11 protein-coding genes are annotated in these 13,901 nt (G+C 69.7%); 6 read left to right on the top strand and 5 right to left on the bottom strand.

Annotated features, from left to right (window positions below):
• Positions 1–91: 91 nt before the first annotated feature.
• Positions 92–2,047: a TonB-dependent copper receptor gene (locus PSEJ35_RS0104945; RefSeq protein ID WP_232207581.1), complete on the bottom strand. Its 1,956-nt coding sequence runs from the start codon at positions 2,045–2,047 to the stop codon at positions 92–94.
• Between the two features lie 346 nt (positions 2,048–2,393).
• Here PSEJ35_RS0104945 and nirK point away from each other — a divergent pair, with 346 nt between their 5' ends.
• The 5 genes from nirK (at position 2,394) to PSEJ35_RS0104920 (ending at position 5,749) form a co-directional block, all read left to right on the top strand.
• Positions 2,394–3,467 carry a copper-containing nitrite reductase gene (gene nirK / locus PSEJ35_RS15410; RefSeq protein WP_037082430.1) on the top strand — a complete coding sequence of 358 codons (1,074 nt, stop codon included), beginning with the start codon at positions 2,394–2,396 and terminating at the stop codon, positions 3,465–3,467.
• 19 nt (positions 3,468–3,486) lie between these two features.
• Complete coding sequence (locus PSEJ35_RS0104935; protein WP_037082428.1) at positions 3,487–4,299, top strand: formylglycine-generating enzyme family protein; 813 nt, start codon at positions 3,487–3,489, stop codon at positions 4,297–4,299.
• Complete coding sequence (locus tag PSEJ35_RS0104930; protein WP_028916831.1) at positions 4,296–4,922, top strand: SCO family protein; 627 nt, start codon at positions 4,296–4,298, stop codon at positions 4,920–4,922. Before PSEJ35_RS0104935 ends, PSEJ35_RS0104930 begins: the two co-directional genes overlap by 4 nt.
• Positions 4,923–4,967: 45 nt before the next feature.
• A complete protein-coding gene (gene azu, locus PSEJ35_RS0104925; protein ID WP_028916830.1) occupies positions 4,968–5,423 on the top strand; it encodes an azurin in 456 nt (151 codons plus the stop codon).
• 89 nt (positions 5,424–5,512) lie between these two features.
• Positions 5,513–5,749 carry a hypothetical protein gene (locus PSEJ35_RS0104920; RefSeq protein ID WP_028916829.1) on the top strand — a complete coding sequence of 79 codons (237 nt, stop codon included), beginning with the start codon at positions 5,513–5,515 and terminating at the stop codon, positions 5,747–5,749.
• Between the two features lie 20 nt (positions 5,750–5,769).
• Here PSEJ35_RS0104920 and PSEJ35_RS0104915 read toward each other — a convergent pair whose 3' ends face one another.
• The 4 genes from PSEJ35_RS0104915 to PSEJ35_RS0104900 all read right to left on the bottom strand — a co-directional run bounded on the left by PSEJ35_RS0104915 (position 5,770) and on the right by PSEJ35_RS0104900 (position 12,155).
• Complete coding sequence (locus PSEJ35_RS0104915) at positions 5,770–6,561, bottom strand: aldose epimerase (protein WP_343122510.1); 792 nt, start codon at positions 6,559–6,561, stop codon at positions 5,770–5,772.
• A gap of 34 nt (positions 6,562–6,595) precedes the next feature.
• Positions 6,596–7,630 (bottom strand): glycoside hydrolase family 43 protein, encoded by a 1,035-nt coding sequence (locus PSEJ35_RS0104910; RefSeq protein WP_051412500.1) that lies wholly within the window; start codon positions 7,628–7,630, stop codon positions 6,596–6,598.
• 22 nt (positions 7,631–7,652) lie between these two features.
• Positions 7,653–9,137 (bottom strand): MFS transporter, encoded by a 1,485-nt coding sequence (locus PSEJ35_RS0104905; protein ID WP_028916826.1) that lies wholly within the window; start codon positions 9,135–9,137, stop codon positions 7,653–7,655.
• A gap of 123 nt (positions 9,138–9,260) precedes the next feature.
• Positions 9,261–12,155 carry a TonB-dependent receptor gene (locus PSEJ35_RS0104900; protein ID WP_028916825.1) on the bottom strand — a complete coding sequence of 965 codons (2,895 nt, stop codon included), beginning with the start codon at positions 12,153–12,155 and terminating at the stop codon, positions 9,261–9,263.
• 409 nt (positions 12,156–12,564) lie between these two features.
• On the opposite strand from PSEJ35_RS0104900, the gene PSEJ35_RS0104895 reads away from it, so the two are divergent.
• A complete protein-coding gene (locus PSEJ35_RS0104895; protein WP_028916824.1) occupies positions 12,565–13,863 on the top strand; it encodes an MFS transporter in 1,299 nt (432 codons plus the stop codon).
• Positions 13,864–13,901 lie beyond the last annotated feature (38 nt).

Raw genomic sequence — 13,901 nt, 5'->3', positions numbered from 1 at the left:
GCGTCTGGATGGAGAAGGCTGCACCACGCAATGGCCGCGCCACGGCGACTGGCGGGCTTGCCGGCGGCGGTGCGGGCCGCCGGGTCGTGGTTCAGTAGCTGAAGTCGAGCTTCAGCCAGGCCGTGCGGCCCGGTTCGGCGATGCGTTCCGGTTCGGCCGGATAGCCGAAGCCGCTGTTGCCGGCCACGTTGAGGTGCTCGCGGTAGGCGCGGTCGAACAGGTTGTCGATGCCGGCAGTGAGTTGCACGCGGTCGCTGAAGCGGTAGCCACCGTTGAGCGAGAACACCGCGAAGCCCGGGCTCGGGCCGAGGTCGCGTCCGACCACGTTGCCCTGCGCGGTGCTGACCCGGTGCTGCGCCGCGGCCATGCGCAGCAGTGCGCCCCAGGTCCACGCGCCGCGCCCGCCGCCGGCCGACAGCCGTGCCTCCAGCGGCGGCATCTGCGGCAGCGCGCCCTCACCGGTGCGACCCCAGGCGTAGGCGACCACGCCCGACAGCTTCAGCCCCTCGGCTGCCTTCCAGTCCACGCCCAGTTCGCCGCCGGCGATGTCGGCGTCGAGGTTCCGCGCGCGGGTGGTGCTGCCCATCATCCCGCCGGGCAGGTAGTCGAACACGATGTAGTCGTCGATGCGGCCGGCGTAGACCGAAGCCCAGGCCTCGACGCCGCCGTGGCGGTACTGCAGGCCGGCATCCAGCTGCGTGGTGCGCTCCGGGCGCACGCCGGCGAAGGCGTTGGCCGCGCCATCCGGGCCGCGGCTGGGCGAGAACAGCTCCCAGTAGTCGGGCATGCGTTCGGCGTGGCCGATGCCGGCGTACCAGCCGAAGCTGCCGCCCATGTCGTGCTCGTAGCGGACGAAGCCGCCGGGCAGGGCCTCGCTGCGGCGCTGGCCGGCGGTGGGATTGGGCATCGGCATCATGCCGGTGGTGGTCGCGCGGCGGTCGTCGACCTGCGCGCGGTCCACGCGCAGGCCCGACATCAGGTGGTGGACCTCGTCGAGGTGCCAGTGCGATTCGGCGAACACGCCCAGCGTGCGGAAGCGCGCGTCATGCGTCCACGGCTGGCTCTTCCACGCCCCGCGGCCCATCGCGCTGCGCCGGCGGTGTTCGCTCTGCCTGCCGTCGACGCCGGCGGTCAGTTCCCAGCGGTCCTGCTGCCAGGTCAGCGCCAGGCGCCCGCCCTGGCTGGTGTCGCCGACGTTGCTGGCCATCGGCATCGGCATGCTGCCGGCCGGGTCGGGATCGCGCAGGCTGTAGTTGTCCATCAGGTGGTCGACCTCGTTGCGGTAGACGTTGGCCGCCACCGCGTCGAGCACGCCGCCGATGTGCTTCCTCTCGAACCGCAGGCCCAGGCTTTCGCGGTCGAAGCGGATGCCGTCCATGCCTCGCCCGGCATAGCGTGCCTGCGCGTCGCCGGTGCCGGCGGAAAGCTCCAGCACCGTGTCCTCGTCCGGCGTCCAGCCGACCGCCGCGTCGGTGTTCCACTTGCGCCAGGCCGAAGGTACGGTGCGGCCGTCGCCGTCGCGGTAGTCGTCGGCCTCGGAGCGGTTGCCCGACAGGCGCACGTAGCCGCGCGGCGTCCCGGCGCTGGCGTCGAGCACCTGGTCGTTGCGGTCGTGGCTGCCGGCCAGCAGGCTTCCCTGCGCGCGCACGCCGGGGCGGTCGAAGTACGGGATCTCGCGCTCGAAGCGCACTGTGCCGGCGGAAGCACCGCCGCCCCACAGCACGGTCTGCGGGCCCTTGATCACGGTCAGCCGGTCGTAGGTTTCCGGGGCGATGTACGACATCGCGTTGTCCATGCGCGAGGGACAGGCGCCGCTGAACGCGCCGTCGTTGGTCAGCAGCGCGATGCGCGAGCCGAACATGCCGCGCAGCACCGGATCGCCGTTGGTGCCGCCGCTGCGCAGGGTGGAGAAACCGGGGATGGTCTTGAGGTAGTCGGCGCCGTCGCTGGCCGGTACCGGCTGGCGCGGCAGCTTCGGATCGGTGACGAAGGTGCTGGCGGCGATCGGCGCCACGCCCAGCACGACCACGCCGTCGAGGTCGGTCACCGCGGCGAGCAGCTCGCCGGCGTCGTGCACGTGTCCGGGTTGCGGTGGGGATTGCGGATCCGCCAGCGCGGGCAGCGGGGCGGCAAGGGCGCCGGCGAGGGCGCAGGCAAGCAGGTTCCTTCTTCTCACGGCTCTGTTCCGTCTGTCTGTTCTCTTCTCGACGGAGCAATTGTCCGCCCGCGCAAGACCACGGGCGTTGGACAGAATGTCCCAACCGGGGGCGCGCTTGACCTTTGTCAAGCGGTCCGCGCAATGACGCAGGGCTCTTGATCCAGGTCAATGAGCACCCTCAGTACGCCGGCGCACGCTTGGCCCGTAGACCACTGACCAAGGAAAGAGAAGCGCCATGAAGAACCGTCACGCCCCCCTTCTCGCCTGTGCGCTGGCCGGCGCCATCGCCGCCGTGTTCGCCGGACAGGCCATCGCCGCCAAGCCCGCCGCCGATGCCGCGCAGCTGCCCGTGATCCAGGCGCAGCTGACCGCGCCGCCGCTGGTGCCGGCCCCGATCACGCGCAAGAGTCCGGCCAAGGTCGTCGTCGACCTGGAGATGGTCGAGAAGGAAATGCGCCTGGACGACGGCGTCACCTACAACTTCTGGACCTTCGGCGGCACGGTGCCGGGCAGCTTCATCCGCGTGCGCGAGGGCGACACGGTCGAGTTCAAGCTGAAGAACCACCACAGCTCGCACATGTCGCACAACATCGACCTGCACGCCGTGACCGGCCAGGGCGGTGGCGCCGAGGCCACGTTCACCCTGCCGGGCCGCGAAACGCAGTTCACGTTCAAGGCGCTGAACCCGGGCCTGTACGTGTACCACTGCGCGATGCCGCCGGTCGCGATGCACGTGGCCAACGGCATGTACGGCCTGATCCTGGTCGAGCCGGAGGAAGGCCTGGAGCCGGTGGACAAGGAGTTCTACGTCATGCAGGGCGACTTCTACACGGAAGGCGAGAACGGCGAGAAGGGCCTGCAGGGCTTCAGCCTGGAGAAGGGCATCGACGAGAAGCCGACCTACGTGGTGTTCAACGGTTCGGTCGGCGCGCTCACCGGCGACAACGCGCTGGAGGCCAGGGCCGGCGAGAAGATCCGCATGTTCGTCGGCAACGGCGGCCCCAACCTGGTGTCGAGCTTCCACGTGATCGGCGAGATCTTCGACAAGGTCTACGTCGAGGGCGGCACGAAGTACCAGGAGAACGTGCAGACCACGCTGATCCCGGCCGGCGGCTCGGCCATCGTCGAGTTCACGGCGGACGTGCCCGGCAACTTCGTGCTGGTCGACCACAGCATCTTCCGCGCGTTCCACAAGGGCGCGCTGGGCATCCTGAAGGTCGATGGCGAGGACCGCCCGGAGATCTACAGCCACCAGCAGCACGACATCGAGTACCCGGAAGGCGAGCCGCAGGGCAGCCAGTACAAGTAAGGAGCCGCAGGCACCCACCATGGAACGCAAACCCCTCCCGCTGCTGGCCCCGGCAATCGCCGCGGCCCTGGCCATCGGCCCGGCCCTCGCCGGCGCCGCGGGCCCGGCGGCCGGGGCCCGCGACCCCTCGGTCGCCTGGCAGGCGATCCCCGGGGGCCAGTTCCGTTCGGCGGTGCGTTTCGAGGAGGCCACGGCAACGCTGCCGGTGGCTTCCTTCCAGTTGATGGCCCGACCGGTGACGAACACGCAGTTCGCCGCGTTCCTCCGGCGCCAGCCGCAGTGGCGGCGCGACCGGGTGCCGGCGGTGTTCTCCAGCCCCGGCTACCTCGGCCACTGGGCCACGCCGGAAGAACCCGGCGCGCGCCTGGACCCGGAGGCACCGGTGGTGCACGTGAACTGGTACGCGGCCGATGCGTTCTGCCGCGAACAGGGCGCACGCCTGCCGGACTTCATCGAGTGGGAGTACGCCGCCGCTGCGGATGCCACGCGCGCCGACGCACGCGGCGACCGCCACTGGCGCCTGCGCCAGGTCAACGACGGCACGCCCAGCGCGCCCGACGCCGCGCCCGATGCCGCCGCGAACCTCTACGGCGTGCACGGCCTGCACGGCGCGTACTGGGAATGGACCGGCGATTTCTCCTCGCTGCTCGGCCAGGGCGACCGCCGCGGCCAGGACAACGGCGATGCGCTGCAGTTCTGCGGCGGCAGCGCGCTGGCGTTCAACGACACGGCCGACTACGGCGTGGTCAAGCGCTTCGTCCTGCTGTCGGCCCTCCAGCCCGGGGCCACCCTGGGCAACCTCGGATTCCGCTGCGCAAGGAGCCAGCCATGAATATCCGCCCCGCTTTGCCGCCGCTCGGCCTGGCCCTGTGCCTGGCCCTCGGGCTTCACGCCGGACCGGCCGCCGCACAGCCAGCGTCCGCCAACGGCGTCGCCGCCGCGGCCCACGAACTTGCCGGCGACTCGGTGTACCACCTGCAGGCCGGCCTGGTCGACCAGCACGGCCAGCCGCTGCAATGGGCCGACCTGCGCGGCCGCCCGCAGCTGGTGTCGATGTTCTACGCCAACTGCCACCTGATGTGCCCGCTGATCCTCGAGAACGCCAAGGCGCTGCGGAAACAGCTGCCGGAAGCCGAACGCGGTCGCCTCGGCGTGGCGATGATCACCCTCGACCCGGCGCGCGACACGTCCGCGGCATTGGCCGAGGTGGCGCGCAACCACCGCTCGCCGGCCGACTGGCGCTATCTTGTGCCTGCCAACGACGACGTGCGCGCGCTGGCCAGCGTGCTGGACGTGCGCTACCGCTTCCGCGAGGACGGCAGCATCAACCACACCAGCGTGCTGGTCCTGCTCGATGCCGAAGGCAGGCCGCTGGCCCGTTCCGAAGTCAAGGGCACCGCGCCCGATCCCGCTTTCCTCGCCCAGGTCCGCGCCGCGCTGGCTGCGGCCGACTGACCTGAAGCTCCCTCCATCCCCAACGCGAAACACCAGGAGTACCCCATGAACGCTACCCGTACCCTCGTCGCCCTCGCCCTGCTCGGCGCCGCCGGCATGGCCCAGGCCGCCGGCAACTGCACCGTCTCGCTCAAGGGCGACGACGCCATGAAGTTCGACCAGAAGGAAGCCACCGTCTCGGCAAGCTGCGCCACCATCACCGTCGAGCTGGCCCACACCGGCAAGATGGCCGCCAACGTGATGGGCCACAACGTGGTCATCTCCAAGACCGCCGACGTCGCCGGCATCGCCCGCGACGGCATGAAGGCCGGCGTGGCCGGTGCCTACGTCCCGGCGGGCGACGCCCGCGTGATCGCCCACACCAAGGTCATCGGTGGCGGCGAGTCGACCAGGATCACCTTCCCCGGCAAGGCCCTCGCCGCCGGCGGCGACTACACCTTCTTCTGCAGCTTCCCGGGCCACTCGGCGATGATGAAGGGCAAGCTGGTCGTCACCAAGTAAGGCCCAGCTCGGCAACACCTGTCCCGGCGCGCCGCCCGCGGCGCGCCGGACGCTCCACCGGCCGCATCGCGACCGGGAAGGAAAACCCCATGGAATTCCACGTGCGCATCGCCGGCCAGCCGGACCTCGGCGCGATCGAATCGCAGCTGTCCGGAATCGATCCGGCCGCCCTGGTCGACCATGACGCCGCCTCCGGCCTGCTGCGCATCTCCACCGTGGCGCACCCGCGGGAGCTGGCCGAGGCGATCGCCACCGCCGGCTGTCACATCACCGCGGCCGACATCGAACTGCAGCCCTCGGTCTGCTGCGGCGGCTGCAGCGGCTGAACCGCCGCGACCGTCGCCCCTCAGTCCCACTCCATCCGGAACCACGCCTGCAGCTCCTCGCCCGGCGCGAGCATGCGCGGCATGAGGTTGAACGCATCCGGCGGGCCGGTCTGCGGCTCGACGCAGGTGGTGTGCGCAGGTTCGTCGTAGACCACCCAGTGGTCGCAAACCGAAGCCAGGCGCAGGCGCTGCCCGGCACGGTGCAGCACCACTTCGCGGCTGTTGAGGAAGCAGTCGTCCCACGGCCCCGGCGTCGGCGCCGACGTCGGCAACGTGGCGATGCCCTCGGCGTCGCGTGGATAGATCGCGGATGGATGGAACTCCAGGCGTTCCGGCTTGCGGAACCACGGATGCCAGCCCATCGCCACCGGCATCGGTTCGGCCACGGCCCGCAGCGACAGGCGCAGCGCCAGCCGGCCCGGGCCTTCGACTTCGACCCACTGCTGTGCGCGCCCGCCGAACGGCCAGCGCCAGTCCCGCGGCAGCTGCAGGCTCATCCCGATCGAACGCGCGTCGTGCGCGTCGACCTGCCACGGCATCCACATCGACACGCCATGGATCGCGTGCCCCCCCATGTTCGCCGGCACCTGCCACTGCCGTCCGCCGAACGCGAACCGGCCGTGGCGGATGCGCCCGACCCACGGCAGCATCGGATAGCAGCCCCAGGCGATCGCCGCGGGCCAGCCGTCGTCCGGACCGACCAGCTGCGCCACCCCGTCCTTGTGGATCTGCGCGATGCGCCCGCCGGCCCGCGGGGCGACCTCCACCTGCAGGTCGCCCTCGCCGATGCGCAGCAGCGGTCCCGGCGCCAACGGCGCCTGCGGGTCGGGCCCAGGCCCGCCGGGGTCAGACGCCATAGGGATCGATCGGGACGATCCGGCCCTGGGCATCGTGCTGCAGTTCGGCGCACTTGATCGAGCGCAGGTGGGTGACGCCGCCGGACAGCAGGGAGTCGTGGTAGAACAGGTACCAGCGTCCGTCGACCTCGCAGATCGAATGGTGCGTGGTCCAGCCGACCACCGGCCGCAGCACGTGGCCCTGGTAGGTGAACGGACCGTAGGGGTTGTCGCCGGTCGCGTAGCACAGCAGGTGCGTATTGCCGGTGGAATACGACAGGTAGTAGCGGCCGCCGTACTTGTGCAGCCACGGGCCCTCGAAGTAGCGGCGCTCGTGGTCGTTGGCGCGCAGCGGCTGGCCGTGCTCGTCGAGGATCAGCACCTCGCGGGTCGGCTCGGCCAGTTCCTTCATGTCCGCGCCCAGGCGTCCGATGCGCGGACCCAGCGCCGGCACGTCGCCGACCGGTTCCTCGTTGGCGTCGTCGTAGGCGTTGTCGCGGTACTTCTGCAGCTGACCGCCCCAGATGCCGCCGAACAGCAGGTAGTGCTCGCCGTCGTCGTCGCGGAACACCGCCGGGTCGATCGAGTAGGTGCCGGCGATCGGTTCGGGCTCGGGCCTGAACGGACCGGCCGGGTGGTCGCCCACCGCCACGCCGATGCGGAACAGGCCATCCGGCGCCTTGGCCGGGAAGTAGAGGTAGTAGCGGCCGTCCTTCTGCGCCGCGTCCGGCGCCCACATCTGCCGTTCCGCCCACGGCACCTCGCTCACGTGCAGGGCCAGGCCGCAGTCGGTGGCCGGCCCCTGCGGCGACTCCAGCGCGATGACGTGGTAGTCCTCCATGCAGAAGTGGTCGCCGTTGTCGTTGAAGGCCACGCCGCCCTCGATGTCGTGCGAGCAGTACACGTACAGCTTGCCGTCGAACACGTGCGCCGACGGGTCGGCGGTGTAGATGTGGGTCACGAGCGGCTGCGAGATCGCCCGCTCGGCCAGCTCCTTCAGGTCGTCGCCCAGGGCCGGCTCTTGGGTGCGGGAATGTTCTGCCATTGCTGGATCAGCTCCTCTTGGTTCAGGCCGCGGCGCCGGCCGGGGCACGGCGCTCGCGCAGGTCGCGCTCGATGCGCGACTCCATGGGCTTGTTGATTTCGTAGAAGAACAGCAGCGCGCAGCAGACCAGGAACGGCAGGCCGCTGTAGATGCTGACCGACATGCGGATGCCGTCGACCGCCGCCGTCGACTGCGCTTCGGCGCCGGCCTGGTAGCCGTAGTGGGCGAGGATGCCGGCGACCAGCGCGCCGCCGATGCTCAGGCCCAGCTTCAGGCCGCACAGCATCGCCGAGAAGATGATCGCGGTGGCCCGGCGGTTGTTCTTCCACTCCGAGTAGTCGGCCACGTCGGCGATCATCGCCCACAGCAGCGGGATGGTGATCCCGTAGAAGAAGCCGTGCAGGACCTGGGACAGGAACACGATCCCGATCGCGTCCGGCGGGTAGACGTAGAAGCCGAGCAGGAACAGCGTGGACAGGAACAGCGCCACGCCAAACACGTCGCGCTTGCCGAAGCGGTCGGCCAGCTTCTTCGAGAAGCCGATGCCCACGATCATGAAGATGATGCCGCCGGCGTTGAACAGGCTGAAGGCCGAGGTCGCCGGGTCCTCGGGCCAGTGGAACGAGGCCAGCCCCATCCCGGTCAGCATGGCGTTGAGCCCGTCGATGAAGCGGATGAAGCCGATGTCGACCAGGAACGCGCCCAGCGCGGCCTCGTCCAGGTAGTACTCGAAGTAGTAGACGTAGGTGCCGCCCTTCAGCGCCAGGGTGGTGAACACCAGGATGGTCAGCAGCAGCATCACCAGCCACGGCCGGTTGCGCGCCAGGTCGGCGATGTCCTGGCCGATGCTGGACTTCTGCTCCGGCGCCGGCACCACCCGCTCGCGGGTGGTGAAGAAGGTCAGCAGCAGGAACACGGTGCCGACCGCGGCAAACAGCAGCATCGCGTTCTGGAAGCCCTGCACCTTGTCGCCGTCGCCCAGGATCAGCACCAGCGGCAGCAGCAGCGACTGCACCATCAGCTGGGCGATCATCACCGCCACAAAGCGGTAGGCCGACAGGCTGTTGCGCTGGCCCATGTTGCCGGTGAGCACGCCGCTGAGCGCCGCGTACGGCAGGTTGTTGGCCGCGTAGACCAGCACCAGCAGGGTGTAGGTCGCCGCGGCGTAGACGACCTTGCCCTGCGGGCCCAGGTCGGGGGTACTGAACGCCAGCAGCGACAGCACGCCGAATGGCACCGCGGTCCACAGGATCCACGGCCGGAACTTGCCCCAGCGCGAATGGGTGCGGTCGGCGAGCACCGCCACCAGCGGGGTGAACACGAACGCGCCGACCAGGCCGACCACGAAGATGATCGTCGCCGCCGTGCCGGCCGGGATGCCGAACACATCGGTGTAGAAGAAGGCCAGGAAGGTGATCAGCGTCTGGAAGATCAGGTTCGCCGCCAGGTCGCCCAGGCTGTAGCCCACCTTTTCGGTGACGCTGAGGATTTCCGAGTGTCTGGTCATGCTTATTCCGGCCGTTGTTGCAGATTTTCCGGCGCCGGTGCCAGCGCCCCCCGTAGAAGCGTGGCCCGCCCCGCTGACGCCGGGCGGGCCACGTTCCGTTTCTTGCCAGCTACCGCGTTGCACTCAGAACGTACCGCGGATACCGAGGGTGATGGTACGGCCCGGCTCGTAGTAGGTGCGGCCCATGTTCTCGCCGAAGTACGCGACCAGCGGCTTGTTCTGCAGATTGGTGGCGCTCAGGGTGATCTGCGGGCTGGTGGGCAGGTTGGCGAGGGTGTAGCTGGCCGACAGGTCGAGCTGGCCACGGTCCTCGAAGAAGCTCTCCACCCACGGCAGGCTGCTGCGGCCGACGTTGATCGGCGCGCCCTCCGCCCAGTTGTACGACAGGCGCACCTGGGCCACCTTGCCCTCCCAGTACGCGGTGGCGTTCCACATCTTGGGCGAGACGCCGAAGATGTTGCCGGCCAGCGCGGTCGAGTCGCGACCGATGGTGGTGACGTTGAGCTTGGTGTAGTTGGCCATGAAGCCCAGGCCGTTGAACACGAAGTCCAGCGGCTGCACCCAGATCGTTTCCCAGCCACGCACGTTCAGCGCCGCGTCGGCGTTGACCTGCTGGGTCACGGCCACGGTGAATGCGTCGTAGCCGCCGATGGCGTTGTCGACCACCGACTGCTGCTGGGCGTTCAGCGAGGCGTAGGGGATGCCCAGCTCGGCCAGCGTCTTGCGGGTGCTGCCCTGGAAGGTATAGCCCTGCACGCGCTTGTTGAAGAAGGTCACGCCGACGAAGCCTTCGTCGCCGGTGTACCACTCGCCGCCGATGTCGAAGTTGGTCGAGATGTACGGCGCCAGTTCCGGGTTGCCCTGGGTGGCGGTGTCGATGCCCGAACCGCCCAGGGTGGTGCCCGGCAGCATCGAGCCCGGAGCCGGGCGGGTCATCGTCTTCGAGGCCGACATGCGCAGGACCACGTCCTCGGCGACATCCCATGCCGCGCTGAACGACGGCAGCCACTCGCCGTACGAGCCTTCGATCGTCTGCCACTGGCGCACGCCGTTGAGGGTGACCGGGCCGGACAGGGTGTGATCGGTGGTGGCGTAACGCACGCCGGCGTTGACGCGCAGCTCGCGACCCCAGACATCGGAAGCGGTGTTGACTTCGACGTAGGCGGCCTTGTTGGTTTCGTCGATGCTGCCGGTCTGCTGGTTGATCGCGCCGGTGTTCACTTCGGGCGCGGTGCTGGCGAAGTTGGCGAAATCGGTGGCGGCCATGAACGAACCCCAGTCGACCCCGATGAAGCCCGGGCCGCGCACCAGGAACTGGCTCAGCTCCGCGTTGGAGATGTTCGCGTAGACGTTGGTGCGCCACGCGGCGCCGTTGTCGAACGCCTGGATGCGGCGGAAGTTGGTGTCGGTGGACACGCCGACCCGGACGTTGTTGCTGTCGTCGCCGAGCTGCAGGTCGGCGCGCAGGTTCGAGGTCTTGGTCAGGCGCTTTTCGTTCTGCAGGCGGATGTCGTTGAAGGTCCAGCCCGCATTCGGGTCGTTCAGGTCGACGTCGCCGCTAGTGTAGGTCGGGAAGCCGTTGTGGTTGGTGTAGTCGGCCACGAAGTACGGCGAGTTGACCATGACGGTCGGCATCACGCGGCGCATCCAGCTGCGGCTGATGCCGCCGACCACGTCCAGCTTGATGTTGCCGTCGTCGCCGAACCAGAAGGTCGCGCCCGGGTTGATCTGCCAGTAGTCGACGCTCTCGGTGTACGGACGGTACTGCAGGAAGGCCTGCGCGCCGGCGAAGGTCGCGTCGGTCACGACGTTGTTGCCGTCGACCTGCATGTCCAGCGGGACCATGCCGGTGGGCGAGCTGAAGTTGCGGCCCAGCAGGTCCATGTCCATGCGCTTGGTGTTGCGCTGCGCCTGGGTGTACAGGCCGTCGACCCACACGTGGATGTCGTCGGTGGGACGCCACTCGACCGAACCCAGGAAGGAGTCGCGGTCGCGGGTACCGGAGATGTTGGCCGGGCGGCCCAGCGCCGGGATCAGCGCGTTGTTGATCTGCTGCATGGTCAGGCCCGGGTTGTGGGCCAGCAGCCATGCCGAGTCGATCGTCTCGCCCGGGGTCAGGCCGGCGGCGACCATCGCCGCCGAGGCGCCGGCGTTCTGCGCCGCGGTGGGCACGCTGGGCCAGATGCCCCAGCGGTTGGTGCCGACGTCCGGGCCGCAGATGCCGCCGCACTGGGCCGCGGTCAGCGCCGGGGTGGTCCAGTTGTCGCTGCCGCCGTCTTCCCAGCCCTTGACGCCCATCTTGTTGCGGATGGAGGTCACGCCGGCGAGCACGCCGAAGGTGCCTTCGTCGTTGGTCCAGCTGCCGATCAGGGTGCCCTGCGGCGAGGTCTTGCCCGCGGTGCTGTTGTGCGCGCCCTGCAGCGAGTAGGTCAGGTGCGTGCCCGGGTTGTCGAAGGCATGCGCGTTGGTCATGTCGACCAGGCCGGCGGCGCCGCCTTCCGGCAGGCTGGCCTTCGGCGACTTGTAGACGGTGACCTTGTTGAAGAATTCGCTCGGGAACAGGCTCAGGTCCGTTTCCCGGTTCTGGTTGGCGTTGTCGTAGGAGATCGACGCCGTGGCGACGCTGTTGCCGTTGATCGTGGTCTTGGTGAAGCTGTCGCCCAGGCCGCGGATCGCGATCCGCTGGCCTTCGCCGTTGAGTTCGCGGCTGATCTGGATGCCCGGCACGCGCGCCAGCGACTCGGCGATGTTGACGTCCGGGAACTTGCCGATGTCTTCGGAGAAGATCGCGTCGACGAAGCCGGTGGCATCGCGCTTGGCTTCGGTCGAGTACTGCAGGCTGCGGCGGAAGCCGCGGACCGTGACCTGGTCGAGGTCGGTGGCCTGGACGGCCTGGGGCTCCTGCCCCGACGGCGCCGGCGAAGCCGCGTCCTGGGCGATGGCGACCGGCGCGGCAGCGCCGAAGATGGCCGCACCGAGCGCGACCGAAAGCGTGTTCCTTGCGAGACACCTGTGCACCGTACTCCCCTCCCGTTTCTGGTGTTGCGTTGGCTTCGTTGAATGGTTTTCGCCACCGCTTGGTCGGCGGGGGCCCGGGTCGTCCACATCCCTGCAGGGCCGGCCGGAAGGCTCCTAAACCGGGGCCTGCGGACGCCGCGCCGATGGTAGCGCTACCATTCCAATAGCCGCACGCTGCACAGCAGCATGCCCGCCCGGCCATCAGGGAAGCAGCGGCGGGGATGATGCGTCGCATCATGTTTTTATGGGGGATTCCGCGAACCGGGCGGAGGCGGCACGCGGCTGGTCGCGGCCGGGGAAGCTGTGATAATGATAGCGCTATCAGCAGATGCCGGCCCTGGCCGGGCCCTGGGAGGGGCGTATTCATGCGTAACGGGACACACCGCGGGCCGCGGGCCGGGGTGGCGGCGTGAGCGCGCAGGCGACGGCTCCGGCGGCGGCGACGCCGGTGGGCCGCTTCCGCTGGCGGGTCTGCGCCATGCTGCTGGCGGCGACCACGATCAACTACATCGACCGCCAGGTGCTGGGCGTACTGGCGCCGTTCCTGCAGAACGAGATCGGCTGGAACGAGATCCAGTACGGCTACATCGTCATGGCCTTCCAGGCCGCCTACGCGATCGGCCTGCTCTGCGCCGGCGCGGTGATCGACCGCTTCGGCACCCGCATCGGCTACGCCCTGGCGATCGGCATCTGGTCGCTGGCGGCGATGGGCCATGCGCTGGCCGCCAGCGTGCTCGGCTTCGTCATCGCCCGCTTCGCCCTGGGACTGGGCGAGGCCGGCAACTTCCCGGCCGCGGTCAAGACCGTGGCCGAGTGGTTCCCGAAGCGCGAGCGCGCGTTCGCGGTGGGCATCTTCAACGCCGGCTCCAACATCGGCGCGATCGCCGCGCCGCTGATCGTGCCGGTGGTCGCCGCGGCCTGGGGCTGGCAGGCCGCGTTCCTGTGCACCGGCGCGCTCAGCGCGACCTGGCTGGCGCTGTGGCTGGCGCGCTACCGCACGCCCGAGCAGCAGCCGCGGCTGTCGCCGGCCGAGCTGGCGCACATCCGCTCCGATCCGCCGGAATCGACGGTGAAGGTGCCGTGGCTGCAGCTGCTGCGCCACCGCCAGGCCTGGTCGTTCGTGGCCGCCAAGTTCATCACCGACCCGGTGTGGTGGCTGTTCCTGTTCTGGCTCGGCAAGTTCCTGGCCTCCGAATACGACCTGTCGCTGGCGCGCATCGGCCCGCCGATCATCGTCGTCTACCTGATGGCCGACGTCGGCAGCATCGCCGGCGGCTGGCTGGCCGGGCGCTTCGTGCGCCTGGGCTGGAGCATGAACCGCGCGCGCAAGGGCGCGATGCTGGTGTGCGCGCTATGCGTGGTGCCGGTGGTGTTCGCCACCCGGGTCGACAACCTGTGGGCGGCGGTGGGCCTGATCGGCCTGGCCATGGCCGGGCACCAGGGCTGGTCGGCCAACGTGCTGACCCTGCCTTCGGACATGTTCCCGCGGCAGACCGTGGCCTCGGTGGTCGGCATCGGCGGCTTCGCCGGCGCGGTCGGCGGCATGGCGATGTCGTACTTCACCGGCAGCCAGCTGCAGGCCACCGGCAGCTACACGACCATCTTCCTGATCGCCGGCTCGGCCTACCTGTTCGCGCTGCTGTGCGTGCACCTGCTGGCGCCGCGGCTGCAGCCGGCACCGCTCGACGTGCCGCGGCCGCAGGCCTGAGCCGCGATCCCGTCCCGCGCGGGCCGCGCGCCACCGCC

Origin of the sequence: Pseudoxanthomonas sp. J35 (genome assembly GCF_000513995.1) — a bacterium.
Classification (GTDB): Bacteria; Pseudomonadota; Gammaproteobacteria; order Xanthomonadales; family Xanthomonadaceae; genus Pseudoxanthomonas.
The sequence above is the reverse complement of the archived record's forward strand: the minus strand, read 5'-3'. Positions and strand labels throughout refer to the sequence as shown.

Excerpts from the sequence above, each read along its gene's own strand:
- nirK (WP_037082430.1), top strand. The coding sequence starts at position 2,394 with ATGAAGAACCGTCACGCCCCCCTTCTCGCCTGTGCGCTGGCCGGCGCC.
- PSEJ35_RS0104935 (WP_037082428.1), top strand. The coding sequence starts at position 3,487 with ATGGAACGCAAACCCCTCCCGCTGCTGGCCCCGGCAATCGCCGCGGCC.
- PSEJ35_RS0104930 (WP_028916831.1), top strand. The coding sequence starts at position 4,296 with ATGAATATCCGCCCCGCTTTGCCGCCGCTCGGCCTGGCCCTGTGCCTG.
- azu (WP_028916830.1), top strand. The coding sequence starts at position 4,968 with ATGAACGCTACCCGTACCCTCGTCGCCCTCGCCCTGCTCGGCGCCGCC.
- PSEJ35_RS0104920 (WP_028916829.1), top strand. The coding sequence starts at position 5,513 with ATGGAATTCCACGTGCGCATCGCCGGCCAGCCGGACCTCGGCGCGATC.
- PSEJ35_RS0104910 (WP_051412500.1), bottom strand. The coding sequence starts at position 7,630 with ATGGCAGAACATTCCCGCACCCAAGAGCCGGCCCTGGGCGACGACCTG.
- PSEJ35_RS0104905 (WP_028916826.1), bottom strand. The coding sequence starts at position 9,137 with ATGACCAGACACTCGGAAATCCTCAGCGTCACCGAAAAGGTGGGCTAC.